General features: G+C 34.4%; 24 protein-coding genes and 1 pseudogene. 21 read left to right on the top strand and 4 right to left on the bottom strand.

All coding sequences use genetic code 11. The features are described 5' to 3' along the window. Positions 1 to 26 precede the first annotated feature (26 nt). On the bottom strand, positions 27 to 239 hold the full coding sequence (locus ACS127_RS14190; protein ID WP_440895684.1) for a hypothetical protein: 213 nt from the start codon (positions 237 to 239) through the stop codon (positions 27 to 29). A gap of 589 nt (positions 240 to 828) precedes the next feature. On the opposite strand from ACS127_RS14190, the gene ACS127_RS14185 reads away from it, so the two are divergent. The 6 genes from ACS127_RS14185 (at position 829) to ACS127_RS14160 (ending at position 4,115) form a co-directional block, all read left to right on the top strand. Then, positions 829 to 1,077 carry a DUF2584 family protein gene (locus ACS127_RS14185; protein WP_440895683.1) on the top strand — a complete coding sequence of 83 codons (249 nt, stop codon included), beginning with the start codon at positions 829 to 831 and terminating at the stop codon, positions 1,075 to 1,077. A 151-nt stretch (positions 1,078 to 1,228) separates the two neighbouring features. Beyond that, on the top strand, positions 1,229 to 1,801 hold the full coding sequence (gene vrrA, locus ACS127_RS14180) for a VrrA/YqfQ family protein (RefSeq protein ID WP_440895682.1): 573 nt from the start codon (positions 1,229 to 1,231) through the stop codon (positions 1,799 to 1,801). Positions 1,802 to 1,859: 58 nt separating this feature from the next. After that, positions 1,860 to 2,822, top strand: a complete 963-nt coding sequence (gene msrA / locus ACS127_RS14175) for a peptide-methionine (S)-S-oxide reductase MsrA (protein ID WP_440895681.1) — start codon at positions 1,860 to 1,862, stop codon at positions 2,820 to 2,822. Positions 2,823 to 3,021: 199 nt separating this feature from the next. Continuing rightward, positions 3,022 to 3,231, top strand: coding sequence for a DUF6501 family protein (locus ACS127_RS14170; RefSeq protein ID WP_440895680.1), 210 nt, complete (start codon positions 3,022 to 3,024; stop codon positions 3,229 to 3,231). Between the two features lie 61 nt (positions 3,232 to 3,292). Next, positions 3,293 to 3,838: a histidine phosphatase family protein gene (locus tag ACS127_RS14165; protein ID WP_440895679.1), complete on the top strand. Its 546-nt coding sequence runs from the start codon at positions 3,293 to 3,295 to the stop codon at positions 3,836 to 3,838. Positions 3,839 to 3,875: 37 nt separating this feature from the next. Further along, positions 3,876 to 4,115 carry an indolepyruvate ferredoxin oxidoreductase subunit alpha gene (locus ACS127_RS14160; protein ID WP_440895678.1) on the top strand — a complete coding sequence of 80 codons (240 nt, stop codon included), beginning with the start codon at positions 3,876 to 3,878 and terminating at the stop codon, positions 4,113 to 4,115. Positions 4,116 to 4,951: 836 nt separating this feature from the next. Here ACS127_RS14160 and ACS127_RS14155 read toward each other — a convergent pair. Continuing rightward, on the bottom strand, positions 4,952 to 5,815 hold the full coding sequence (locus ACS127_RS14155; protein WP_440895677.1) for a LysR family transcriptional regulator: 864 nt from the start codon (positions 5,813 to 5,815) through the stop codon (positions 4,952 to 4,954). 252 nt (positions 5,816 to 6,067) lie between these two features. Between ACS127_RS14155 and ACS127_RS14150 the strand changes: the two genes are divergently transcribed. Further along, positions 6,068 to 7,162: an alcohol dehydrogenase family protein gene (locus ACS127_RS14150; protein WP_440895676.1), complete on the top strand. Its 1,095-nt coding sequence runs from the start codon at positions 6,068 to 6,070 to the stop codon at positions 7,160 to 7,162. A gap of 541 nt (positions 7,163 to 7,703) precedes the next feature. Here ACS127_RS14150 and ACS127_RS14145 read toward each other — a convergent pair. Next, positions 7,704 to 7,985, bottom strand: a complete 282-nt coding sequence (locus ACS127_RS14145; RefSeq protein WP_440895675.1) for an acylphosphatase — start codon at positions 7,983 to 7,985, stop codon at positions 7,704 to 7,706. Between the two features lie 751 nt (positions 7,986 to 8,736). Here ACS127_RS14145 and ACS127_RS14140 point away from each other — a divergent pair. The 12 genes and pseudogenes from ACS127_RS14140 to ACS127_RS14085 all read left to right on the top strand — a co-directional run bounded on the left by ACS127_RS14140 (position 8,737) and on the right by ACS127_RS14085 (position 19,289). Continuing rightward, positions 8,737 to 9,660 carry a peptidase U32 family protein gene (locus ACS127_RS14140; protein WP_440895674.1) on the top strand — a complete coding sequence of 308 codons (924 nt, stop codon included), beginning with the start codon at positions 8,737 to 8,739 and terminating at the stop codon, positions 9,658 to 9,660. 17 nt (positions 9,661 to 9,677) lie between these two features. Further along, a complete protein-coding gene (locus ACS127_RS14135) occupies positions 9,678 to 10,901 on the top strand; it encodes a peptidase U32 family protein (protein WP_440895673.1) in 1,224 nt (407 codons plus the stop codon). 204 nt (positions 10,902 to 11,105) lie between these two features. Continuing rightward, positions 11,106 to 12,455 carry an ISLre2 family transposase gene (locus tag ACS127_RS14130; protein ID WP_440895073.1) on the top strand — a complete coding sequence of 450 codons (1,350 nt, stop codon included), beginning with the start codon at positions 11,106 to 11,108 and terminating at the stop codon, positions 12,453 to 12,455. 210 nt (positions 12,456 to 12,665) lie between these two features. Next, positions 12,666 to 12,812, top strand: a complete 147-nt coding sequence (locus ACS127_RS14125) for a hypothetical protein (protein ID WP_440895672.1) — start codon at positions 12,666 to 12,668, stop codon at positions 12,810 to 12,812. Then, a pseudogene (locus ACS127_RS14120) lies at positions 12,806 to 13,249 on the top strand (LD-carboxypeptidase); the annotation flags it as partial. The gene ACS127_RS14125 and the pseudogene ACS127_RS14120, both read left to right, overlap by 7 nt. A 16-nt stretch (positions 13,250 to 13,265) precedes the next feature. Beyond that, positions 13,266 to 13,586 (top strand): DUF3784 domain-containing protein, encoded by a 321-nt coding sequence (locus ACS127_RS14115; RefSeq protein WP_440895671.1) that lies wholly within the window; start codon positions 13,266 to 13,268, stop codon positions 13,584 to 13,586. A 130-nt stretch (positions 13,587 to 13,716) separates the two neighbouring features. After that, positions 13,717 to 14,067, top strand: coding sequence for an inorganic pyrophosphatase (locus ACS127_RS14110; protein WP_440895670.1), 351 nt, complete (start codon positions 13,717 to 13,719; stop codon positions 14,065 to 14,067). Positions 14,068 to 14,250: 183 nt separating this feature from the next. After that, positions 14,251 to 14,982, top strand: a complete 732-nt coding sequence (locus ACS127_RS14105) for a FadR/GntR family transcriptional regulator (protein ID WP_440895669.1) — start codon at positions 14,251 to 14,253, stop codon at positions 14,980 to 14,982. Positions 14,983 to 15,454: 472 nt separating this feature from the next. Then, positions 15,455 to 16,663 (top strand): mandelate racemase/muconate lactonizing enzyme family protein, encoded by a 1,209-nt coding sequence (locus tag ACS127_RS14100; protein WP_440895668.1) that lies wholly within the window; start codon positions 15,455 to 15,457, stop codon positions 16,661 to 16,663. A gap of 69 nt (positions 16,664 to 16,732) precedes the next feature. Further along, complete coding sequence (locus ACS127_RS14095) at positions 16,733 to 17,062, top strand: hypothetical protein (RefSeq protein WP_440895667.1); 330 nt, start codon at positions 16,733 to 16,735, stop codon at positions 17,060 to 17,062. Then, positions 17,034 to 18,056, top strand: a complete 1,023-nt coding sequence (locus ACS127_RS14090; protein ID WP_440895666.1) for an APC family permease — start codon at positions 17,034 to 17,036, stop codon at positions 18,054 to 18,056. Before ACS127_RS14095 ends, ACS127_RS14090 begins: the two co-directional genes overlap by 29 nt. Positions 18,057 to 18,086: 30 nt before the next feature. After that, positions 18,087 to 19,289, top strand: coding sequence for a mandelate racemase/muconate lactonizing enzyme family protein (locus ACS127_RS14085; RefSeq protein ID WP_440895665.1), 1,203 nt, complete (start codon positions 18,087 to 18,089; stop codon positions 19,287 to 19,289). An 80-nt stretch (positions 19,290 to 19,369) separates the two neighbouring features. On the opposite strand, the gene ACS127_RS14080 is transcribed toward ACS127_RS14085, so the two are convergent. Then, positions 19,370 to 20,149: a Cof-type HAD-IIB family hydrolase gene (locus ACS127_RS14080; protein WP_440895664.1), complete on the bottom strand. Its 780-nt coding sequence runs from the start codon at positions 20,147 to 20,149 to the stop codon at positions 19,370 to 19,372. Positions 20,150 to 20,689: 540 nt separating this feature from the next. On the opposite strand from ACS127_RS14080, the gene ACS127_RS14075 reads away from it, so the two are divergent. Beyond that, on the top strand, positions 20,690 to 21,241 hold the full coding sequence (locus ACS127_RS14075) for a hypothetical protein (protein WP_440895663.1): 552 nt from the start codon (positions 20,690 to 20,692) through the stop codon (positions 21,239 to 21,241). 89 nt (positions 21,242 to 21,330) lie between these two features. Further along, on the top strand, positions 21,331 to 22,938 hold the full coding sequence (locus ACS127_RS14070; RefSeq protein WP_440895662.1) for an ATP-binding cassette domain-containing protein: 1,608 nt from the start codon (positions 21,331 to 21,333) through the stop codon (positions 22,936 to 22,938). The last annotated feature ends 137 nt before the right edge of the window (positions 22,939 to 23,075 follow it).

Below are 23,075 nucleotides of genomic sequence, written 5' to 3'. Positions count from 1 at the left end.
GGATGAATCTGTTTGTCGGTTATCATCTATTTTACCTTTTTGAATTTAATTAATTCAATAATAACTAAGGCGATAAGGGCTGAGGCAATAATTGCTAAAATAATATTTGTAGTCGTCAATGTACTATTTAGTTCATTTAAATAAGCCCTGATTCGAACGAGCTGACTTTGAGTTTTATCCGCTATATTGTTAACACCGTTAACAAGATCATTCCAATTCTGGGTTGTCATTTCAAACATAAATATTTATACCTCCCAAACATATAATTACCATTATCGTACCATAACATTCTATATTATTCATTAGTTACCTATGTCATTGGAAATAATGATTATATAATATAAACTATTACTCCTTATAGTTTTTTACTCAATCAAAAATATTAGAACTCCATATCATTAATGGTTTTTTATTGTTCTTCCGAGTGAGAAATCCTACTTAGGTTACTATATAAAAACAGCTTGCTAAACGAACATTTGTTTTTGTATAATGAAAGTACAAATAAATACTCATTTAAGAAACTGAATCCTAAATGTAAAAAGGATTTATAATGTCTGTTCAGAGCGATTGAAAGCCAGACTGCTGGATAAAGTGAAACTTCATTATTTAGTGGTGGATAGACTTTTCTAATTCATATCAATTTTGCTGAAAATCCCTAGAGCAAGCCGAGGCTCCCTGTGGGGTGAGAGATTAATTTTATTTTTCCTTTATTTTCAAATATATCACCAGTTACACACTAACCTGACAATATTGCTACTATGACAAAAATGTTGTTAGATGTGGAAGTTGTCAGCGAGTATTTATATTAAGAATAGGGAGGTTATTTACATGTCAATGCCATTAACACTTGAATGGGCACTTGTAACCGAAGGTAAAGAAGAAAGAATATCCAATCAACCGAATTGTTTTAAGATGACAATGGATGGCTATCGATTATTTCCAATCGAGCAAATGATCGAAATAAAACGCCATAAAAAAGCGGATCAGATTGGTTTTGGTGAAATTTATCAATTGACATGGAGCGATAAGCAAACAGTTTGTCTTTATCGACTTATTTCGCTTCATAGCGTCAATTAATGACATCGCTTACTTTATAAATGTCTAAATATCGTTGATCTTGCGCTTACCCGGGAAATAATCAAAAATAATTGCTCAATATTTATTGCGCACACTTCTATTCTTTTGACGTAGACTATTGTACGGGAAGAAATGAAGAGAGGGAGTAAGAATGAAGCAAATGCCGCCAAATTTAAATAACAGATTTTCTTTTCAGCCTTTTCAACCTACTGGAAACATGATGCAGTGGACACCCTATCAGCAGGTTACTCAGTCCATGCAAAATCCTGGGGTGCTGGCAGAAGCAACTCCCAAAACAGGTTTAATGGGTTTATTGAAAAAAATAAATCCTGTCAGTGGAAATCTAACAGAAACACTTGATCAAATTCAAAATCTAATAAAAATGACTCAATCAGTTGCTCCCAAAATTCAAGAATACGGACCGCTAATAAAAAATTTACCGAATATGCTTGCCCTAATGAAAGAATTTAATGAAGCAGAAGAAGAGGAAACTAATAATGAGACTGATGAAGCTGATGTCGAAAACGATTCAACTGATGAACTTGATAAAATACTTGGCTTAGATCAAACTAAAGAGCAAGAACAGGATAACAAGGTTTCTAAAACTCAGGTGCATGAAGATGAGAAAACTAAAGATAATATAGATGATACACTGTTTAAAATTGAAACAATGGACGATAATAAGGAGAAGCCAAAATATAAAGGACCAACGCTCTATATTTGATTATCCATGTTCTACACCTTACAATAAAAGATACAAATATCAAAATGAGGGATTAAAGTTGACACAAACTAATCAAGCACTCGCAACATTTGCAGGCGGTTGTTTTTGGTGTATGATTGAACCATTTGACCAACAGCCAGGTATTAACTCAATTATTTCAGGTTACACTGGAGGGCATAAAGAAAACCCTACTTATGAAGAAGTATGTCAGAATACGACTGGACACTATGAAGCTGTTCAAATCGATTATGATCCTAATGTTTTTCCGTACGAGAAATTAGTGGACTTATTTTGGCAGCAAATTGACCCCACGGATCCTGGTGGTCAATTTAATGATCGAGGACAATCTTATCAAACAGCGATATTTTACCATGATGATAAGCAGAAACAGATTGCAGAAAAATCAAAACAAGCTTTAGCTGAATCAGGAAAATTCAAACAACCCATTGTGACTAAAATTCTGCCTGCTCAAACCTTCTATCCGGCAGAGGAAGAACATCAGGATTATTACAAAAAGAATCGCTTTCATTATCAATTATACAAAAAAGGTTCTGGACGTGAAGATTTTATTCAGACCCATTGGAAACCTAAGTTTTCAAAAGCTGAATTAAAAGAAAAACTATCACCGATTCAGTACCATGTCACACAAGAAAATGGGACCGAGACCCCATTTCAAAATGAATATCACGATCTAGAAGATGAAGGAATTTACGTTGATGTTATTAGTGGGGAGCCATTATTTTCATCATTAGATAAATATGATGCAGGCTGTGGATGGCCAAGCTTTACCCAACCGATTAATAAAAATGATCTGGAAGAGTCATTAGATACTTCACATGGCATGCGACGAATTGAAATTAGAAGTAAAACGGCTGATAGTCATTTAGGGCACGTCTTTGATGATGGTCCAATGGAAGCGGGAGGGGCACGCTATTGTATTAATTCTGCAGCCTTAAGGTTCATACCAAAAGATAAGCTTGAAAGCGAAGGCTATGGGATTTATCGAAAACTATTTGATTAATGGCAGCTAATATTATTTGTTTTAAACAGCGATAAGTTTACATGACTAAACAAGAAGAAAATAAAAAGTGAACTTAATTTTGACATAAACGCTTGTTAATTCAATTATTTTGTTGTTTTTTTGCATACAATGGTTATTTTTTTTATAAAAACATGCTAATATATAAGAGAACGATTCACTAAAGGGAGGAATGTACACGTTGATTCATAAACATTGGGAAGAAAAAGAAACCATTAAAACGATCAAGTGTGTGCATGCTGATGCAAAAAAGTTTGTCGTCAATAATATGTTAACACCTGGGAAAGATTATCAAGTGAAAAATGAAACAGATGAGTTTTATTTTATAATTGATAATTCAAATCGCATAGCTGGTTATAAAAAAGATTATTTTTCTGAAATAACTAAATAATATTGTTCTTTAATTGTAAGTAGTAGACCATAAGCATAAAGCCTGTTTAGGAGATGATCCAATGAAGAAGCTCGTTCTGATTAGACATTGTCAGGCAGAAGGTAATCACAAAGATTCTCCATTAACTAATAATGGTGTAAACCAAGCTCGACGATTGGCTGAATTTTTTACTAATCATAATCTAAAGATTGATCGTATCATTTCAAGTCCTTATATGCGTGCCGTTGAAACCATTACACCCTATTCTAGAGAAAATCAAATTAAAATTGAAACCGATGCTAGATTACGGGAACGGATTTTAAGTGCGGAACCTGTTGAGGATTGGCTAGATGCGATTGAGACTTCCTTTGATGATATGGATTATTCCTTACCAGGCGGAGAGTCATCCAATGATGCTTTAAGTCGTGGACTTGAAGTGATTGAAGAAATTAAGGAAAATGAAGAGTCAGAGACTGTTGCTCTGGTTACTCATGCAAACTTACTTACGTTATTACTTGCGCATTATGGAGATGGGTATGGTTTTAAACAATGGCGGCTATTGAAAAAACCAGATGTTTTTATTATTGAACATGATAAAGACTTTTATCAGCTTCAACATGTTTGGTAGAAGCTTAATGTAAATATTTTTGGGGGAGGCATTTTAGATGGCATTTGTCATTGCGTCACCATGTATTGGAGAGAAATATGGTGAATGTGCGGAAGTATGTCCGGTAGATTGTATAGAAGAAGGGGAAGATATGTTCTATATCGATCCTGACATTTGTATTGACTGTGGTGCTTGTGAAGCAGTATGCCCAGTGGAAGCAATCTTCATGGAAGATGAAGTTCCTGATGAAGAGCACGAATACATCGCATTAAATCGTCGCTTTTTTGAAGAAAAATAGATAAATTAATTAAAATAAAAGGTAAACCGTCAGTAAAATGAGTTTAGTACTATAAATGATCATTTTATTGACGGTTTATTTGTTTTTAACTTACATCTCAGAAACAAAAACTCCCACACAGATTCCTTCTTGTTTGCGAAGCTGCACAAGGAAAAAATCACTCTTTATCACAGCTAATCGTCCGTAAAACTTGGGGCAACAACGGGTTTTAATGGGCGAGTAACCGTACTAAGGAAAACTACGGAGCTTTACACCGCAAGAATAAATGGTTTTCTTATTCTGAGTCCCAGGACGTGAAGATCTTAGCTTGTGTTCCTCATTATGAATCAGTGGGAGCTAGGGGAACGCAGATTAAAACCGTCACCTCCTGGGACTGCGGTTACTCGTCCCACCGAAAAGACTTGGGACTGGGGCTGTGATTACTCGCCCCACCGAAGACATTTGCGGTTACTCGTCCCACCGGAAACATCTGCATGACCTACATCCTGTAGGCCCAACTCCCACTGATTGAAGTTTCGTTTTATTGTATCGGGATCTCAGAGTATAGTCAGTTTATTGAGAATAATGGTGGCGATTTAAAAATATCCCTTGATATGCGTCGCAGTAGGATAAAGTAAGTATACATTTGGGAATATTGGATGGAGAAATGATTTAAGTTTAATAAAGCGACTCTCTCTATTAACATGTTTAGTTCGCTCATGCGACCTATTGCTGTACAAAAGAAAACTGAAGATGGAAGAGGAGTCGCTTTTTTAAGACAATGCTGTTTTTTTAGATTCACACGAGAGAAGAAGTGCCTCATTATATCCCTTGAGCTAATATGAATGATCTGTCATTCAGGATGTAATTGGCAATATTGAAGATTTTATAATTGCAGACACTTCTTCAATTATATCTAAATTAACAGTATTATGCCATATTAATCCTAGGTTAAGATTCCATGGACATGCAATAACATTGTCGGGTAGTATTTGAAGCGTATCGTCAATTAATGATTCCGGAAGAAGAGAAATTGCAATGCCATTTTTCACGCAATCTAAGATATTTTCTAACATTGTACTTTTAAAAACAACTTTAAAATCCATATTTGCTCTTTTTAAGCAATAAAGGGAGTAATTATTGATTATACAGTCATCAGAAAATAATGCAATCGGAAGTGATGGATTATAATCTTGCAAAGTAAATTCTTTTGAGGCAACCCAAAATAAATTTTCTTCCCACAAAAATATGTCACCTGAATATTGTGATTCCATGGCTACAATGGCAATATTCAAGTGTCCTTTTTCAATCTGTTTTCTAATTTCTCTGCTTCTATTACAAAAGGTTGTAAAAGAGAAATTAGGATATTTATTTGTTATATTAGGAAATACTTTAGATAGAAATAAATTTGTATATTCTGTTGGTATACCAAATGATATCGTTCCTTCCCAACTTGAGTGTGTTACGGCATTAAATGCAGCATCATTTAAACTTAAAATTTTAGTTGCATAATCCAGAAGCGTTTCACCTACTTTGGTGAGAATAACACTATCTTGTTTTCTGATAAATAGGGGCGCACCTACTTGTTCTTCTAGTTTTTTAATTTGTGTACTAACAGAAGAGTGCGACCGATAAACGTGTTCTGCAGTTATATTAAATTTTCCAGTTTCTGCAGCAATAACAAAGGTATTTAGATATTCTAAATTGAAGCGTTCTTTCATACAGTCTCCTCCTCTTATTCAGTTATTCACATGATATTCTACTTTATTATAATGCAAAATATCTATTAGAACAATATCGTCAACTTCTTTACTTGTTCTTCAATTTAATAGAATACTAGATTCAATATTACTCAATTGTATTAGTAAACAGTTCAATTTATACTAATTATAATATTCAATTCAGAATCAATTGCGCAAGCAACGAACAAAATATGAATTAAGATCGTAATGTAAGTTACAAGGAGGATAATGATGAGTAATATTCCTAAAAAAATGGCTGGTGTTTATTTAACAGGTAATGGGGGATTCGATAAGCTTGAATATCGTACAGATATTGATGTCCCTAAACCTAAAAAAGGAGAGGTATTAGTAAAAATTGGTGCAGCAGCTGTGAATAATACAGATATTAATACACGAATTGGTTGGTATTCAAAAAATGTAAAAGCTGAGACGAGCGTTGGTGGCTCTTCTGGCTTTGAAGAAGAAGTTGAAGAAGACGGCTCTTGGACTGGTGCGGCATTGCAATTCCCTAGAATTCAAGGAGCAGATGGCTGTGGTGTTATTGTTGCCGTAGGAGCTGGCGTTAGTGAAGCTCGAATTGGGGAGCGTGTGTTAATTCGTACAATGCAAGAACTTCCATCAAGCGAGCTAGGATTGGAATGTATTACTTTTGGTTCTGAATGTGATGGGACCTTTGCAGAATATGCTGTGACATTATCTGATGAAGCTTTTACTATTGATTCTGATTTAACAGATGCTGAATTAGCAACGTTTCCATGTTCTTATTCTACGGCGGAAAATCTTATTGTACGAGTTGATGTCAACGAAGGGGATGTCGTTCTAATAACTGGGGCCTCAGGTGGTGTTGGTTCTGCACTTGTTCAATTGGTGAAAATCAGAGGAGCTAAAGTGATCGCTGTTTGTGATCCAGGTCAAGAAGAGCGAGTACGTAGCTATGGTGCGGATGAAATTGTTCTTCGTGATGAAAGCTACTTCGAAAAAATCGGTAAGATGAAGGTAGATATCGTGCTCGATATGGTTGCGGGTCCGCGCTGGCCAGAATTATTAGAAGTTCTTAAAAAGGGCGGTAAATACGGTGTTGTTGGTGCAATTGGAGGTCCTTTGGTTGAATTAGATGTTCGCACATTGTATTTAAAAGATTTAAGTCTATTTGGTAGTGCGTATCAAACTAAAGAAGCTTTCACTAATTTAATCAGCTATATTGAACAAGGAAAAATTCAACCCGTTGTTGCTGCAGAATATCCACTTGAAAAAATTGTAGAAGCACAAAAAGCCTTTCTATCAAAAACATTAATCGGTAAATTTGTATTGCAAGTCCAATCCTAATAAATCTCAAAAGATTGAAATGATTTGATGGCTTCTAATAAGGTAGTTGGTGTATCTTTCTTTTCAAATATTGTTGTCTATTCGCATTGCTATTGTTTGAACAGGCACATTAACTTTCTAAGTAGCATGTATACGATATTTATTGATGACATTGGCTCAGAAAAAACAGAAACATGGACAGATGCATTAAATCATTGTGCTTATGGACTTGTGCATTAATGACTGTTAAGTATGCTAGATATGAGCTAGAAATTAAGAAACCAATTAGATTCGAAGGACTAATTGAGATTATTTTATAGGACATATTATTGAAGAAACTAAAATTAATGATCATAAGCTTATTATATCAACAATTGATAGACAAGTCTGGATTTATGGATATAGTCAATATCTTCTTGATGAAAGAGTTCTATTTCCAGAAGGGTTTACAGTGAGTAAAAATATTAACAAAAGAAAAACATCGACCATTATTGCCATATCAATAATGGTCGATGTTTTCATATCGATATTAAAAAGTAATCTATTATACGATTTTTTTCTATTAGTAAAGTGTTCTAAACGATTTATAATTCTCTAGTTCTTCCGAAATTGACAGCTCGACATTCTTAATATGAGCTGCTGGACTAGGGTTTGCTTTAATCGTATCAATAAATTGATAGACCTTTTCAACATCGCCTTCAGCTACAATTTCAACTGCTCCATCCGATCGATTTCTCACCCAACCCTTAACACCAAATTCTTCAGCTTTTAACTGTGTTGTGAAACGAAATCCAACACCTTGAACTCGACCAGAAACAATCATATGTGCACGTAATGTAGACATTGATATCACCTCTAAATTTAGCAATTATAATATTCGATACCCTAGACCTTATTGAATTAAACTAAAACATCGACCATAATATATTTTGATTAGACTAGTGGATAAATGTATTATACACTATTATTAGGTTTATTTGCTTTGTTCAATACTTTTTGGCAATAGAAAATTATCAATAAAGCCCTTTCTAGTCATGTTTAGATCAAAAAGCCCATTATTTAAAATGAACTGTATTAACAATACAATTAATGATTAACTTATTTGTACTTTTCTCGACAATAGGATATGGACATTTACTATATCACGAGTTTATTAATAAAATTTTTATTCAGCATATAAGATTTTTTCAGAGGCAGTATTAAGTACAATCAAGCATTTGACAATAAACTAAGCTTTTTAATATAAAGCTAGTATAAAGTTTAAAAAACTGTGATAAAAGTCACTGATTTTTAAACTAATTTGTTCATAATTATTGTAGACTACTTTTTGAAGATTAGAAGTAGGATCAAACGAGTATATTTATCGCAGTGTAACTGGCTGGCTGATAAAAACACCGCGTTCTGGGACTGGGACTGCGATTACCAATGTTGTCAGATTAACACGACCGCTACGGAAAAACACTACGCTTTCCTTGCAAAGTGACTTTGGATTGCGGTTACTCGCGTCACCGAAAAGATTTATGCGTCGAAGAAAACCTCCACTGAACGAAGTTTCACTTTAGTGGATGTACGTTTTTTAAAAGGAGAATGGAGTCATGGATTTATATAGACCAGAATTACAAGCAACAGCTAGGAATCTAGAGGAAGTTAAACGATTAGCAAATGTTGGTGCTGATGCGATATTTGTTGGTCATCAACAGTTTGGCAATCGACTTCCTGACGATTTTACATTAACAGAAATCGAGCAAGCGACAGAATTTCTACACAAAGAAGGCAAAAAAGTTTATGTCATGGTTAATGCTATCTATCACAATGAGCATTTAGAGGAACTCCCCGATTATTTAACGGAGCTTGAACGGATAAATGTTGATGGAATTGTGGCGGGTGATCAGTCGATTTTTCAAATTCTTCGTGATCTCGATAGTTCACTTCAATTGACATGGAACCCTGCTACTCTTTCAACGAATTACCAAACTTTAAATTATTGGAGTGTGCGGGGAATGAGTCGAGCAACCCTATCAAATGAATTAGCCCTCGATGCTGTCATTGAAATTAAGCAAAATGTTCAATTTCCAATTGAAATACAAATTCACGGAATGACCTGTATTTTTCAATCGAAGCGAAAGCTGGTTCGCAATTATTACAATCATATCGAAAAAGATTATACTTCGTCAGAAATGCGCTATATTAAGGAAAGTAAAAAACCAGAAACCCATTATCCCATTTTTGAAGATATCAATGGTACACATATTATGAGTAATGAAGATATCGTTATGATTGATCACCTTGACAAGATACTCGAAGCAGAAATTGATGGGCTTTTTATTAATGGCTTGTTAAAAACAATCGATTATAATGAAAAAATGGTTGAACTATATCGTGAGGCTATTGATACCTATTTAGCTGATCCAGATGCTTATCAAATGAAAAAAACAGGTTGGAAACAACTGATCTATAAGATCCAACCTCAAGATAGAAAAATTGATACTGGCTTTTATTTTAAAGAACAGATTTACTAATAAGAGGTGTAAGAAAAATGACAACTAGACAAAAACCAGAATTACTTGCACCAGCAGGTAATTTAGAAAAATTAAAATTTGCGGTTCATTATGGCGCAGATGCTGTTTATATAGGTGGACGACAATTCGGATTACGTTCGAAAGCAGGTAATTTCACCTTTGAAGAAATGCAAGAAGGTGTTGAATTTGCTAATAAGTATGGTGCCAAAGTTTATGTAGCAACGAATATCATTGCTCATAATGAAAACTTAGAAGGCGCACACGATTACTTTAAGAAATTGTATGAGGTAGGTATCGCAGCTGTTATCGTAGCTGATCCAGCTTTAATTCAAGCTTGCCGTGAAGCTGCACCAGATCTTGAAATCCATATTAGTACCCAGGCTTCGATTGCTAATTGGAAAACTGTTGAGTTTTGGAAAAACGAGGGCATTCCTCGTGTTGTTTTAGCTAGAGAGGTATCCGTAGCAGAGATTCGTGAAATGAAAGAAAAAGTTGATATCGAAATTGAAGCCTTTATCCATGGAGCCATGTGTATTTCCTATTCAGGTCGTTGTGTCCTGTCCAATCATATGACGGCACGTGATGCGAATAGGGGTGGATGTGCCCAATCCTGCCGCTGGAAATATGATTTATTTGAAGACGGCACAGATGGGACGGTTGCTGTATCAGATCAATCGGATGAACAGTACACGATGAGTTCACAGGATTTGAGTATGGTCGAGCATTTACCGGATTTAATTGAAGCAGGCGTGGATTCTTTGAAAATTGAAGGTCGAATGAAAAGTATTCATTACGTCGCAACTGTAGTCAATGTTTATCGAAAAATTATCGATACCTATTTCGAAGATCCTGAAAACTATCAAATGGATCCCGAGTGGGTTGATGAAATTTGGAAAGCAGCCCAGCGTTCATTAACGACCGCTTTTTATTATGATGAACCAACAGAGAAAGATCAACTCTTTGGCAAACCAGCACGAATTCCTAAATATGACTTTGCTGGACTTGTTTTAGACTATGATGAAGAAACACAAATCGCCACCATCCAACAGCGAAACAATTTTGGTGTTGGTGATGAAATTGAATTCTTCGGACCTCATTTCTATCATTATAAACAAACCATTACTGAGCTTTGGGATGAAGATGATGAACCGATCGATCGTGCCAAACATGCGATGATGATCACTAAGGTGAAAGTAGATCAACCATTGAAGTATTATGATATGATGCGAAAAGAGAAGTAAATCATTAGAAACTGAGTTAGAGTAAAATGTTTGTGGGAGTAAATTTTCCCTGTCATGGGTGTTAAAGTCGTTAGACTTTAACACCCATGACAGGGGCACCAAGCGAAAGCGCGGTAGTAGATAAGTCGTTTGAGATGAAAAAGAGGACCTTATTTTATATAGTTAAGTTTACGACAAACAAAAACTATAGAAAGAGGTCCTCATATGAAAGATATCATATCTCAGCTGACAATGAAAGAGTTAGAAGAAATAATATACCGTACCTTACAAGAAAGTTTTTCACAGATGATGTCAAAAATCCTTCAGGAGTTTGATCAGGCGATTGCTTTAGGAAGAGACAAACAAAGATTTTACTTAAAAGATAAACGTACGTTATCGTTTGAATCTGTTTTTGGACAAGTCGAGCTGAAGAGAAATTATTACCAAGATAAAGTAACAGGGAAATATGTGTACTTATTAGATCAATATTTAGCCTTTGATGGAACAAAAGGAATGAGTCCAGTCGTGCAAGATTTGGCGATTGAACTAGCTGTCACAGGTGCTTCCTATCGACAAGCTGGAAAGGTACTCGAAAGGTTCTTAGGGTATCCTGTCATCAGTCATGAAGGGATCCGTCAACAGCTTTTGCATACGGAAGTGGTTCCAGAAGAGTCTGTCCCCCTTGAACAAGATGTTTTATTCGTTGAAGTGGATGGCTTAAATACAAAGAGCCAAGAGAAAGGGAAAAAAGGAAGAGAACTTAAAATAGCAAGTACCCATCAAGGATGGGAGATGAATGGCAAGCGAGCGAAACTCATCGAGAAACGTCATTTTATTCATGAAGGCAACGGTCCATTTTGGGAAGCGTTTGAGACCTATCTGATGACCACTTATGAATATGACCCAACGCGACACCATCTCGTCATCAATGGAGATGGAGCGAATTGGATCACGTCTTGTCGAGACTATTTCCAGAAGAACGCTACTTTTGTCATTGATCGTTTTCATGTCGCTCGTGATGTCCGCCTGATCTTTCGAGGGCATCCAAGATCCCGTTCGATCCAAAAGAAGCTAGCTGTTTATGATTGGGAAGGGTTTATGGTGGAATTAAATAGTGCAGTGGGGACACTGGAAAATGAAAAGAAGGAAGAAGAGTTGGAAGCCTTAATCGCTCAGCTCTCAAAGTATCCGAAGGCACTCGGAGATTACCGTAAAAAATTAGAGAGAAAAGGGATAGATATAACCGGTTTTCGCCCAATGGGTAGTGCAGAAGGAACCATGAGTGTGTTTGCGAGAAGACTCAACCACGGTCGTAGCTGGAGTGATCGAGGGCTTGATAAATTCGTCGATGTCATGGTGGCTCTAAAAGACAATTTAGAGATTAAAACGTTACATGGAATCCTTGAGCAAACGCAGGCATTCACTGAAGAGCCCAAAGCTGAAAAGCCACCTAAACACTTCGTTGAGAAGCTGAAAAACAGTGCGACAGAAGCCACTCGTCAGAATTTAGGTTATTTGAAACAAGCAATGGGGGCTCCTATTACAGAAGCTCTGAAAGGTTTAAGAGGATTTTAAAAAGTTAAAATAGCTTTTCTTTTAAAGGAATACAGGAGTGACAACGCTGCCAAATCATAGGCTAAAAACAATATAAAATAAGGGACATAAAAAAACTCCCACAAATACTTGACACAATCGAAACTGACAAACAATTGCATTAAAATGCCTCTTTAGATATGATTCTCTTAAGAGGTATTTTTTAATGTTAAAGAGTAGGAGGGGCGTTAGATGATACAATATCCATTTTTAGAAAAAGGGGCAACAGCGGGGGTGACAGCACCATCTTCTGGAGTGCCTAGTGAACTACATGACTTATTACATGCTGCATTTAATAGCATGGAGAAGAAGGGTTTCACTGTCATAACTAGAAGTTAATTAAAGATGAAAAAATTAAGTTGCAAGGTCGTTTACTTGGCGGTTGTATTGATATTATTAGACACTTGATTGGGACACCGTATGGTGATGTAAATAGATTTAAAGAGCAGTATATTGCCGGTGATCCAATCATTTGGTATCTTGAAAATTGTGAATTGTCAACGGTTGATTTACGCAGATCCCTTGTCCAAATGAAATTAGCTGGTTGGTTTCAGGATTGTAGTGGGATCATGTTCGGGAGAAATTCAGCTAATACACCCGTCAACAATTATACCGCTGAAGATGTTTATCAAGAGCTTTCGGATGAGTTACAGATCCCAATTGTTTATGATATTGATTGTGGGCATGTTCCTCCACAAGTTACCTTTATAAATGGAGCATACGCAGAAATTGAAGTATACAAAGGTCAAGCGGCGATATTACAAACCTTTAAATAATGAAAGGCTGAGAATGATGGGTGCTAGTGAATTACTAATGACATGTTTTATCGTTTTTGCGCTACTTGGTTTTTTAAAATATAGGCTTAGCCCTGAAACAGCATTAAGATTGAATACTTGGTATCATATATTAAGTGAAAAAAGAGAAACATATGATTTTGAACGTTTGTTAGAAAGAGAAAAGAAAGTTTATTCCTTGATGGCAATTGTCAGTTTAATTGGCTATTTTATAGAGAAGTTTGCTAGTCATACAGCTGGTTTATTTTTCATTTTTGCTATATTTATTTCCCTTATTTTTTTAATCTATTATTTATACCCTAAAAAAACCAACAGATAATCATACAAGATCTATGTAGAGCAAAATCAAGCAGGCATGATACTTACAAGCGTAAGACATGTCTTTATATTTGAAATTAAGCCGTAGATATAATGAGAAATTTAATCTTAAATTATTGCATGTAAATAATATGAAGCGGAGGAAATTAAAAGTGAGGGAAAAATTAAAAGTTAAGGTGATTGTCGATCGACCAATAGGTTATAAGGATACTTATGGAAATGTTTATCCTCTTAATTACGGATATATTCCCGGGATTATTGGTGGGGATAATGAAGAGCAAGATGTATATATCATAAGAGAAAGTAACGAAATCTTGAGTGAATTTATTGGGGAAGTCATTGCAATAGCTGTCAGAAAAGACGATGTAGAAGAAAAATGGATCGTTACAGATGAAAAGGTCAGATACTCAGAAGTCGAATTATACAAAAGAATAGAGTTTATGGAAAAATATTTTAATACGGAAATTAGGATGTTAGACTAGAACATGAAATTGTATCAAATTTAGTTTTTCTTAGGAGATCAAAACAGAGGAGACATAATCCAATCATTTGATAAACTTGACAACCATAAATATAGTATAATAAAGTGAATTCGTTAAGGATAAAAAGCAACTCATTAAAAATAATTATATTTCAATAGGAATGAATAGGATGAGGTGGACTGTATGCCAATTAACAATAAGCTAAAACGTGTGTTGGTTCAAGACCAAGTATATGAAGAAATGAAGGACTTAATCATTAATGGCACTTGGGAAATGGGAGAGAAATTACCGTCTGAAAATGAACTTTCTGAAATGTTTGGTGTTAATAGATTGACAATTCGTTTAGCTATACAGAAATTAAATACTATTGGTATAACCGAAACACAAGTAGGTAAAGGAACCTATGTAATTGATTTTAATATGGATAAATATGTATCACAAATTTCAAGTTTTTTAATAAAACCAGATATAATTGATGATATTTTAAGGTTTAGAAGATTGATCGAGGTAGACAGTGCTAATTTAGCAATAGAAAAAAATAATCAAGAAGATTTAGTTGAATTAAAACATATCTGTGATCGATATACTTCATTAGGTAGAGCTGTTTTGAAAAATGAGAAAAATCAACATTCAGAAGAATTTATGGATTTAGTAAATGAAGACTATAATTTCCATAAGAAAGTTGTAGAAATGTCTGAAAATAAAATGTATATACATGCCTATTCATTAATAAAAGAAGCATTGATGCAATATTTTAAAGGAATAATTATTAAAAGAAAAAATACTACACCTGAAGTATTTTTGAAAAATATAGATATGCATGAAGAGCTTTATGAAGCTATTAGAGATAGAGATTTTGAAGCAACTAAAAAAATATATGAAGACATAATAGATTATCGTAAAACAAATGAATAGAGATCTAGTTACTCATCTCTTGATGATTTAAGAATTTTAACATCCGCCACTTCATTTCTACAAAAATTGAAGTGGCGGTCTTTAGGTTGTCGACTTTGAAAATGGCGATTAACCACGAGTGGAGTTGACACATTGTTTTACTGAAAACACTCACCCTCACGATCCCATTGATCCCGCCTTTGAGGCCACTTCTCAACCTACTACATATTTCTTGAGATTGGAAGTCCTCTCGTCTAATTATGATAAATAATTAAAAGCATTTATATTTTAAAAATGGAAAATTAAAAAAGAGAAACCCCTAAGCTTTGAAAAATGAGGATGGTTTCTCTTTTTTTATTTAAAAAGTTATTCTTAACGATCGCTAAAAAATGGCTTGACTTATAAAACGCTTTCAATTATTATGAAAGTGAGCTAGCGAACAGGTGAACAGGATGCTTGATTACTATCTAATAAAACGAGGAGGATGATGAAAATGAAAATTGTAAGTGTTGACGCGATGATCATTGATGCGGGGAACCCAACTCAAGGAAGAAATACTTGGAATCCTATTGTTGTTAGAATCAATACAGATGAAGGTGTGTCTGGATTTGGTGAATTAGGTATAGCCTATGGTCGAGGTTACCGTGCAGGCTTTGGTATTTTACAAGATTTTGGAGAAGTGATCATTGGAGAAGATCCGATGAAAATAGAGAAAATCTGGGAGAAAATCTATCGTAGTACATTTTGGGGCTTAGGTGGAGGAACAGTCATTAGTGCTGGTATGAGCGCTATTGATATCGCTTTATGGGATATCAAAGGAAAGGTTTTAGGTGTTCCTATTTATGAATTATTGGGTGGAAAAACCAATGATAAGTTAAGGGCTTATGCCTCTCAGCTACAATTTGGTTGGGGAAATGATCCAACCGTTAAGGGTAGAGATCAAATGATACTTCCCGAGGACTATGCAGCAGCAACGAAAAAAGCGATAGATGATGGTTATACAGCTATTAAGGTAGATCCAATTGCAATGTCAGATCAATTGCCGAAGGGGAAAGGACCATGGCAAACTCGAGGCGTTTTATCAAATAAACAAATACAAGTAGCTTATGATCGGATTAAAGCTATGCGTGAAGAGGGTGGACCAGACTTAGATATCATTGTCGAATTGCATAGTTATACAGATGTTGTTTCTTCAATCCAAGTCGGTCAAGCGTTAGAAGAATTAGATATTTATTATTTTGAAGAACCATGCAGCCCATTAAATTCAAAAAATATGCTAGAGGTTCATAAAAATGTAAATATACCTATTGCAAGTGGTGAAAGAATTTATCAACGAACAGGTTTTGTACCGTTCTTAGAAGATCAATCAATTCAAGTAATCCAACCAGATGTATGCTTAACGGGTGGAATTTCAGAGACTAAGAAAATTTGTGAGATGGGGCATGCATATGATTGTGCAGCTCAAGTACATGTTTGTGGTGGACCAATTGCAAAAGCAGCTGCACTGCAAGTTGAGGCAGTTATTCCAAACTTTTTAATTCACGAACATCACAAATGGGCCTTAGATCCAAAAGGTAGAGAAACTTGCAAATATGACTATCAACCTGTGGATGGATACTATGAAGTACCTGATAAGCCAGGATTGGGTCAAGAATTAACTGAAGAAGCGATTAAAAACGCAACGACTGCAACTGTTAAGTAGAATATTTGGAGAGTGATTTTTCCTAGTCACTCTTCAAGTATTTAAAAATATATTACAGGAGGAAAGTTGATGAGCAAGCCAAAGAAATTAAGTTTAGTTAGTTTAGTAGCTATAGCGGCAGGACAAGTTATTGGTGCTGGTGTTGTCACTCTTATCGGACCCGCTATTGGTGTAACTGGGATGTCGGCATGGCTCGCTTATGGAGCTGCTGTTATTGTTGGTTTAATGAGTGTCCTTCCATTTATTTTTTTAAGCAGTGCAGTTGTCTTGGAAGGTGGAGAATACAGTATAGTTATTGAAATGTTAGGTAAAAAAAGCAGCTGGGATCTATGCTGTTGCCTATATTTCTCAAACATTAGGTTTATCATTAATGGGAACTTCAATCGGATTCTATTTTGAAAGTTTATTCCCGAATATAAATGGTCAAGTTGTTGCAATAATTGCGGTTACTATATTTTTTATTTTTAATTTGTTAGGGGTAGATGTTATGTCTAAACTGCAAACAATCCTAACAGTTATTTTATTAACAACTCTTGCCGCTTTTATTATAATTGGAATACCACAAGTAGATCCTATAGTTTTTAATTTTTCTCATCCTGATTTTTTAACTGATGGTGCTGGTGGCTTTATGGCTGCAATAGCATTGTTTGTTTATTCAACATATGGTCAATACTTTGTGATTAGTTTTAGTGGAAAAGCAAAAAATCCTAAAAGAAATATCCCACTTGCTATTATAATAGCTACAGCGATTATTTTTGTTGTATATATAGGGATTGGTATAGTCGGATCAGGTATATTACCGATAAGTGTAACGGCTGGGAAGCCATTAACTGTTGTAGCGGAAGCAATTTTACCTGGGATATTGTTCCCGATATTTATTCTTGGTGGCCCGTTACTGGCTCTCAGTAGTACACTAAATTCAACATATTCAGCTCGTGCGATCCCAATATTAAAATCAGTAGGGGATGGCTGGTTTCCTAGTTGGATAGGTAAGACCAACAGTAAAGGAGTACCATATGTGATTATGTTATTCATTTATTTAATTGGAGTTACGCCAATTATATTCGATGTAAGCATTAGTGAAATCACCAGTAATATTGTACTGCTTACATACTTACTTCGAATGATTACTGCAATAGCAATTATCCGATTACCAAAGCTTTATCCAGAACAGTGGAACCAATCATTTTTACATGTATCAAATAAAATCTTTTATTTATTTATGGGATTAACTTTCATTACCCAATTATATATGGTGTATTTATCAGTTCTTAACTTAACACAAATTATGTTAGTTATTAATGTTACATTTGTTATTTTTTGTGTTATTTGGGCTATGTGGCGAGTTAATACAAATAAAGTGGATATTCAACAGAGTATTTCTTTTGAGTAAATTATTAAAATTACCATTAGGGGGATAAATATGAAAATTAAAAGTGTAGATGTTATGCAACTCAATTTAGAAGGATTGGATTCTTTTCGTCCGGTCATTTGTCGAATCAATACAGATGAGGGGATTTATGGCTATGGAGAAGCTGCAATTGCCTATGGAGTTGGTGCCCCAGGAGCTTTTGGGATGTTACAAGATTTTGCTAAACAAGTTATTGGGATGGATCCTTTTGATAGCGAAAAAATTTGGGAAAAGTTATTTAAAACAACATTTTGGGGACAAGGTGGTGGTCCCATTACATTTGCAGCGATTAGTGCAATTGATATTGCTATCTGGGATATTAAAGGAAAAGCGTTAGGTGTTCCGCTTTATAAATTATTAGGTGGAAAAACAAATGATAAATTACGAACATATGCAAGTCAATTACAATATGGTTGGTCTGAAGATGCTCAAATTGGTTGGGGAATTGTTGTTGATGAAGGTGGTAAGACAGAAAATTATGTTCGCAATGCAAAAAAAGCAGTTGCTGAGGGCTATGATTGTATAAAGATAGATTTTATTAACTACAATCGTGAAGGAAAAGCCCATGATATGTCTCAATTAACTAAGCCATTAAAACAAGAGATTATTAAATTAGGTGAAGAACGTCTTAGAGCTGTTAGGGAAGCTGTGGGTGAAGATGTAGATATTATTTTAGAGAACCATTGTGGTACAGATGCTGTATCAGCAATCCAAATAGGGCAAATGGCTGAAAAATATAATATTTATTATTATGAAGAACCAGTTACACCCTTAAATTCTAAGTTAACTAAGTATGTTGCAGATAATGTTAACATTCCAATTGCTCAAGGAGAACGTGTTTTCGGAAGATGGGGATATGTTCCATTCTTCGAAGATTTATCAATCCAAGTTATTCAACCAGACATTGGAAATATGGGAGGAATTTCTGAAGCCAAGAAAGTTTGTGAGATGGCACATGCATATGATATTAGTGTTCAAACACATGTCTGTGGTAGCCCTATCTATAAAGCAGCATCACTACATTTAGAAACTGCAATTCCAAACTTTTTAATTCATGAACACCATGTTGTCAATATACATCCTTCTATGGTGAAAACATGTATTCATGATTATCAGCCTAAAGAGGGTTACTATACTGCACCTGAAATTCCTGGTATTGGGAATGAATTGACCAAAGAAACCATCAATAATGCAACAAAAGTTACAATTAGATAGTTTTTAGATAATACATGTGACAATGTAAACCCTAAATCAAAAAGATATGGCTCAACTTATAGAGGCCATGTCTTTAGATTTTAAATTAAGCCGTAATGTTGCAAGGCAAGCAGAATGCCATCACCATCATGATCTCCAGTCACAAATTCGGCGGCAGCCTTAACCTGATCATTCGCATTCCCCATCGCAATCGGGTGTTTAACAGCCTCAAACATACTTAAATCATTATTTCCATCGCCAAAAGCGAAAGTATTGTTATGGTCGATCGCTTTCAATGCTGTCAATATATCCTGAATACCCGCTTTTTTCGAACGTCCTTTGTTAACAATTGCTAAAGAATACGGGCTGTCACGATAAAAAGTTAGCTCATCCTTAAATTGATCAGCCATCAAAGCATCGTCTTCTACAACCTCATTAAACAAATAAAGCATATTGATCGGCTCTTTTTGATAAAAGTCTGGATCAATTTTTGGCAAAGGCGCATGATCAAATGCATATAATTTTCGAGTTGCTTGATCAATGAAATTAATACAATAGCTTTCAGGCGTATAAAAGGCGACGGGATGGGATAACTTTTCCGAGATGTGAATGAATTTCTTTATTGTTTCTGTCTCGATGATATGGTTTGCAAGGACATTCCCTTCAAGTACAGCATACTGTCCATTTAAACTGACATATGAATGGATTCCAGTATCCTTGGTAATTTCTCGAATTTCCTTAGGTGATCGACCACTTGCAATAATTAAGAGATAACCATTTTGCATCAGTTGCTTGATCAGTTGTTTATTTTCGAGACTAATTTGTGATTTTTTATTCAATAATGTACCATCTAAATCAAAAAAAATAATACCTTTCTTCATGGTTCCCCCTAGTTATAGAGTCATAGATTAATCTATAATTAATATTAACACAAGTAAGAAGATAACTAAATTTAAAGTTTTCTAAGAATCTCCGAAAAAGAATAAATTGCTTTTATTATACTCGCACTATGCTGTATCTCTGTGCCTGAGATAAAGTATTAACACGCGAGAATAGACTATACTTTAATTAGAAATATGGTAAGATGTACTTAATTGGTAAAATCTAAATGTCAATTTGCAATGTAAAGGGTCTAAAAATAAGTAAGATAACCATGAATCAATAAATAAAAAACGATTGCATCAACAGGAATTTTTTCAATGCCATCAGACGGATTGTTAACAACACACGTAGAGAATAAAGAATTAAAAAATAAATTAATTAGAGGGTTAAAGGAGGTTAAAAATTATTATACTTATTGTTTAGCATCTAATATGACTACTAAACGGCAAGTCTTTTGTAGATAATATTATATTGGTGACAATATAATGAAAATTCAGAAAATTAAATTGGTATTATTCTTTTCAAGGAAGTATAGATAAATGCTAAAAAAGAAGCATTTTTTCTTTTTATCAATCGGATTAAATATACTACTTATTTCAATTCTAATTTGGGGCTCAATAAAATTTAACCATGTAACAGATAAAGTTGTGGTAGAGAGTGTCCATAGTAACTTAATAGAATTGGAAGATATCATTTCTTTACAAAAGGATGAAAATTGGCCACAACCAGGTGTGGTTGCTAGTAAAATAAATGATCTAAATACTGGTCTTTTACTCAGTGCTGCTGTCGGTACAGAATTAGATACAATTTCTAAAAATGACTTAGCTTCAATACAAGACTTATCTGCAGGCTTTATCGAAGATCAACATCATCCAGCCTATATAAGAGACGGCTTTTCTGATCAAGCTATCGAATATTATAATCAATTCGGTGCAATCCTCAGCGAGCTGGAAATTAAAGAAAATGCTTCAGAAACCTCAAATACAGCTGATACTTTAAAATTATTAAATCAATTGAGGATTGAATTTGAGAAAAATCGAGTTTATTTTGATTACAATAGGTGGAATATTGAAGCAGAAAACAATAGCTAATTATTTAATTTCTTATTACCATACAGGATGAGGAGATACATATAGAATTTATCATGCTTTATAATTAAATATAAGTGGGGGCATTTTAAATGCAAATCATGTATAGAGAGAGTAAGCGACATTTTATTGTTCATGTTCTTATATGTATATTAGCAGCGGCCATTCAAGTAGGAGTTGCCTTTATTTATCAACTATTGACGGAAACAGCGATTTCAGGGGACCTAAACCTACTCATTAAAGTCGGGATTTTTTCAGTTGCCTATTTAATACTAGATGCTTGTTTTGACTTTTTTCCACGAAAAACAAAATCAGTCTTAAATCAAAATATCATGTTGAAGTTTCGTTCAAGGTTGGTTAACAAACTAGAAAATCTGTCAGAATATGATTCAAAATATATTGATAAAAATAAGATCGTGAATATGCTAGTCAATGAAAGTACCGTTATGGAAACTGAATATTTTAATCCGCTTGCAGGTTTAATTTTAAGTTTCTTTGTCTTAGTATTTTCCGTACTATATGCACTTAATTTGCAAAATTCTTTCTCAATTATTATGCTGCTGCTTTCCTTTTTTCCTTTATTGTCTCCCTATATTTCTAAAAAAATTCTAAGTAATAAAAAGAAAAAGGCAATCAGCCGACAGTCTAAATACAATGGACTTTTTGAGGAGTTTGTTCTGCATTTACTCACCTTAAAGATAAATAGAAGTTTTCCATTCTATCGAAAGAAATTTAATACATATAATCAAAATCTAAAAGAGAAAAAAATAGACTTTGAGACAGCTCAAGGGATGACTTATGCTGTCTCCTATGGATTGGGTAATATTGTTTATTCGGGTACGTGGATTATTGGAAGTTTCTTTGTCATCAAACAACGGATGACTTTACCACAGCTAATCGCCATGACTACTTTGATGAGTACAATTGCTGGACCATTACAGTATTTAAGTGAGTCATTCACGGATTTAGCTGCTAATAGGAAAATTGTTGAATCCTTATGGAATTTTACTAGGATTAAAGAGATTCCTAAGGATAATGTTAAAGAGACCATTAACACAATAAAAGTGATTGAGTTAAATCAAGTCGATTATTTCAAGAATAGCGTACCAGTGATTAAAAATTTTTCCTATCGTTTTATGGTTGGTAAAAAATATGTTGTCATCGGAGAAAGTGGGACTGGAAAGTCAACTTTACTCAATCTAATTATGGGGATTGATTCGCCAACTGCTGGAACGGTAAAAATGGATGATATCCAACTTGATAACGTAGACAAAGACATGCTCTATCAAAAAATGGCTTATATGAAGCAAGATACTGATATTTTTTCTGCCTCGATTGCGGAAAATGTATCCTTCTTTCATCCTTATGACATAAATTTAGTTGAAGATGTTCTCAATCGCAGTAATTTAAGTTATCTTGTTAGCGAACGTGGGATTAACACAGAGATTAATTCATCTACAAATACGCTATCAGGTGGAGAGAAAAAAAGATTAGATATTGCGAGAGCTTTATTTAAAAATGCTGATGTTTTAATATTTGATGAACCAACTTCAGGTTTGGATAGAAAAAATGAACGTATTTTTGCTGATCTACTGAAAACGCTAGAAGATAAAATGATTATTGTTGTTACACATAGTCATGATAAGGATTTTCTGAATTTATTTGATGAGAAAATTTACCTGAATAGGGAAATTACTTAATGCTACCTGAAGATATTTTGTTTCATGAGGCAAAATATTAATACGTAAAATGGCTATGTATCAATAAAAATATGATAAAATGTACTTAATTGGTAATAGTTGAATTTCCAATCTGAAGATTAAAGGGAGGTTAGCAA

It is taken from the genome of Amphibacillus sp. Q70, from assembly GCF_052055485.1.
GTDB lineage: Bacteria > Bacillota > Bacilli > Bacillales > Amphibacillaceae > Amphibacillus.
This window is presented reverse-complemented; position numbering and strand designations above follow the sequence as displayed.

Coding starts and splice junctions, on each gene's coding strand:
- vrrA (WP_440895682.1), top strand. CDS start 1,229: ATGAAGCAAATGCCGCCAAATTTAAATAACAGATTTTCTTTTCAGCCT.
- ACS127_RS14125 (WP_440895672.1), top strand. CDS start 12,666: ATGATACAATATCCATTTTTAGAAAAAGGGGCAACAGCGGGGGTGACA.
- ACS127_RS14075 (WP_440895663.1), top strand. CDS start 20,690: ATGCTAAAAAAGAAGCATTTTTTCTTTTTATCAATCGGATTAAATATA.
- ACS127_RS14115 (WP_440895671.1), top strand. CDS start 13,266: ATGGGTGCTAGTGAATTACTAATGACATGTTTTATCGTTTTTGCGCTA.
- ACS127_RS14190 (WP_440895684.1), bottom strand. CDS start 239: ATGTTTGAAATGACAACCCAGAATTGGAATGATCTTGTTAACGGTGTT.
- ACS127_RS14070 (WP_440895662.1), top strand. CDS start 21,331: ATGCAAATCATGTATAGAGAGAGTAAGCGACATTTTATTGTTCATGTT.
- ACS127_RS14095 (WP_440895667.1), top strand. CDS start 16,733: ATGAGCAAGCCAAAGAAATTAAGTTTAGTTAGTTTAGTAGCTATAGCG.
- ACS127_RS14165 (WP_440895679.1), top strand. CDS start 3,293: ATGAAGAAGCTCGTTCTGATTAGACATTGTCAGGCAGAAGGTAATCAC.
- ACS127_RS14140 (WP_440895674.1), top strand. CDS start 8,737: ATGGATTTATATAGACCAGAATTACAAGCAACAGCTAGGAATCTAGAG.
- ACS127_RS14130 (WP_440895073.1), top strand. CDS start 11,106: ATGAAAGATATCATATCTCAGCTGACAATGAAAGAGTTAGAAGAAATA.
- ACS127_RS14105 (WP_440895669.1), top strand. CDS start 14,251: ATGCCAATTAACAATAAGCTAAAACGTGTGTTGGTTCAAGACCAAGTA.
- ACS127_RS14160 (WP_440895678.1), top strand. CDS start 3,876: ATGGCATTTGTCATTGCGTCACCATGTATTGGAGAGAAATATGGTGAA.
- ACS127_RS14155 (WP_440895677.1), bottom strand. CDS start 5,815: ATGAAAGAACGCTTCAATTTAGAATATCTAAATACCTTTGTTATTGCT.
- ACS127_RS14110 (WP_440895670.1), top strand. CDS start 13,717: ATGAAGCGGAGGAAATTAAAAGTGAGGGAAAAATTAAAAGTTAAGGTG.
- ACS127_RS14080 (WP_440895664.1), bottom strand. CDS start 20,149: ATGAAGAAAGGTATTATTTTTTTTGATTTAGATGGTACATTATTGAAT.
- ACS127_RS14145 (WP_440895675.1), bottom strand. CDS start 7,985: ATGTCTACATTACGTGCACATATGATTGTTTCTGGTCGAGTTCAAGGT.
- ACS127_RS14135 (WP_440895673.1), top strand. CDS start 9,678: ATGACAACTAGACAAAAACCAGAATTACTTGCACCAGCAGGTAATTTA.
- ACS127_RS14185 (WP_440895683.1), top strand. CDS start 829: ATGTCAATGCCATTAACACTTGAATGGGCACTTGTAACCGAAGGTAAA.
- ACS127_RS14085 (WP_440895665.1), top strand. CDS start 18,087: ATGAAAATTAAAAGTGTAGATGTTATGCAACTCAATTTAGAAGGATTG.
- ACS127_RS14100 (WP_440895668.1), top strand. CDS start 15,455: ATGAAAATTGTAAGTGTTGACGCGATGATCATTGATGCGGGGAACCCA.
- ACS127_RS14150 (WP_440895676.1), top strand. CDS start 6,068: ATGAGTAATATTCCTAAAAAAATGGCTGGTGTTTATTTAACAGGTAAT.
- ACS127_RS14090 (WP_440895666.1), top strand. CDS start 17,034: ATGGGAACTTCAATCGGATTCTATTTTGAAAGTTTATTCCCGAATATA.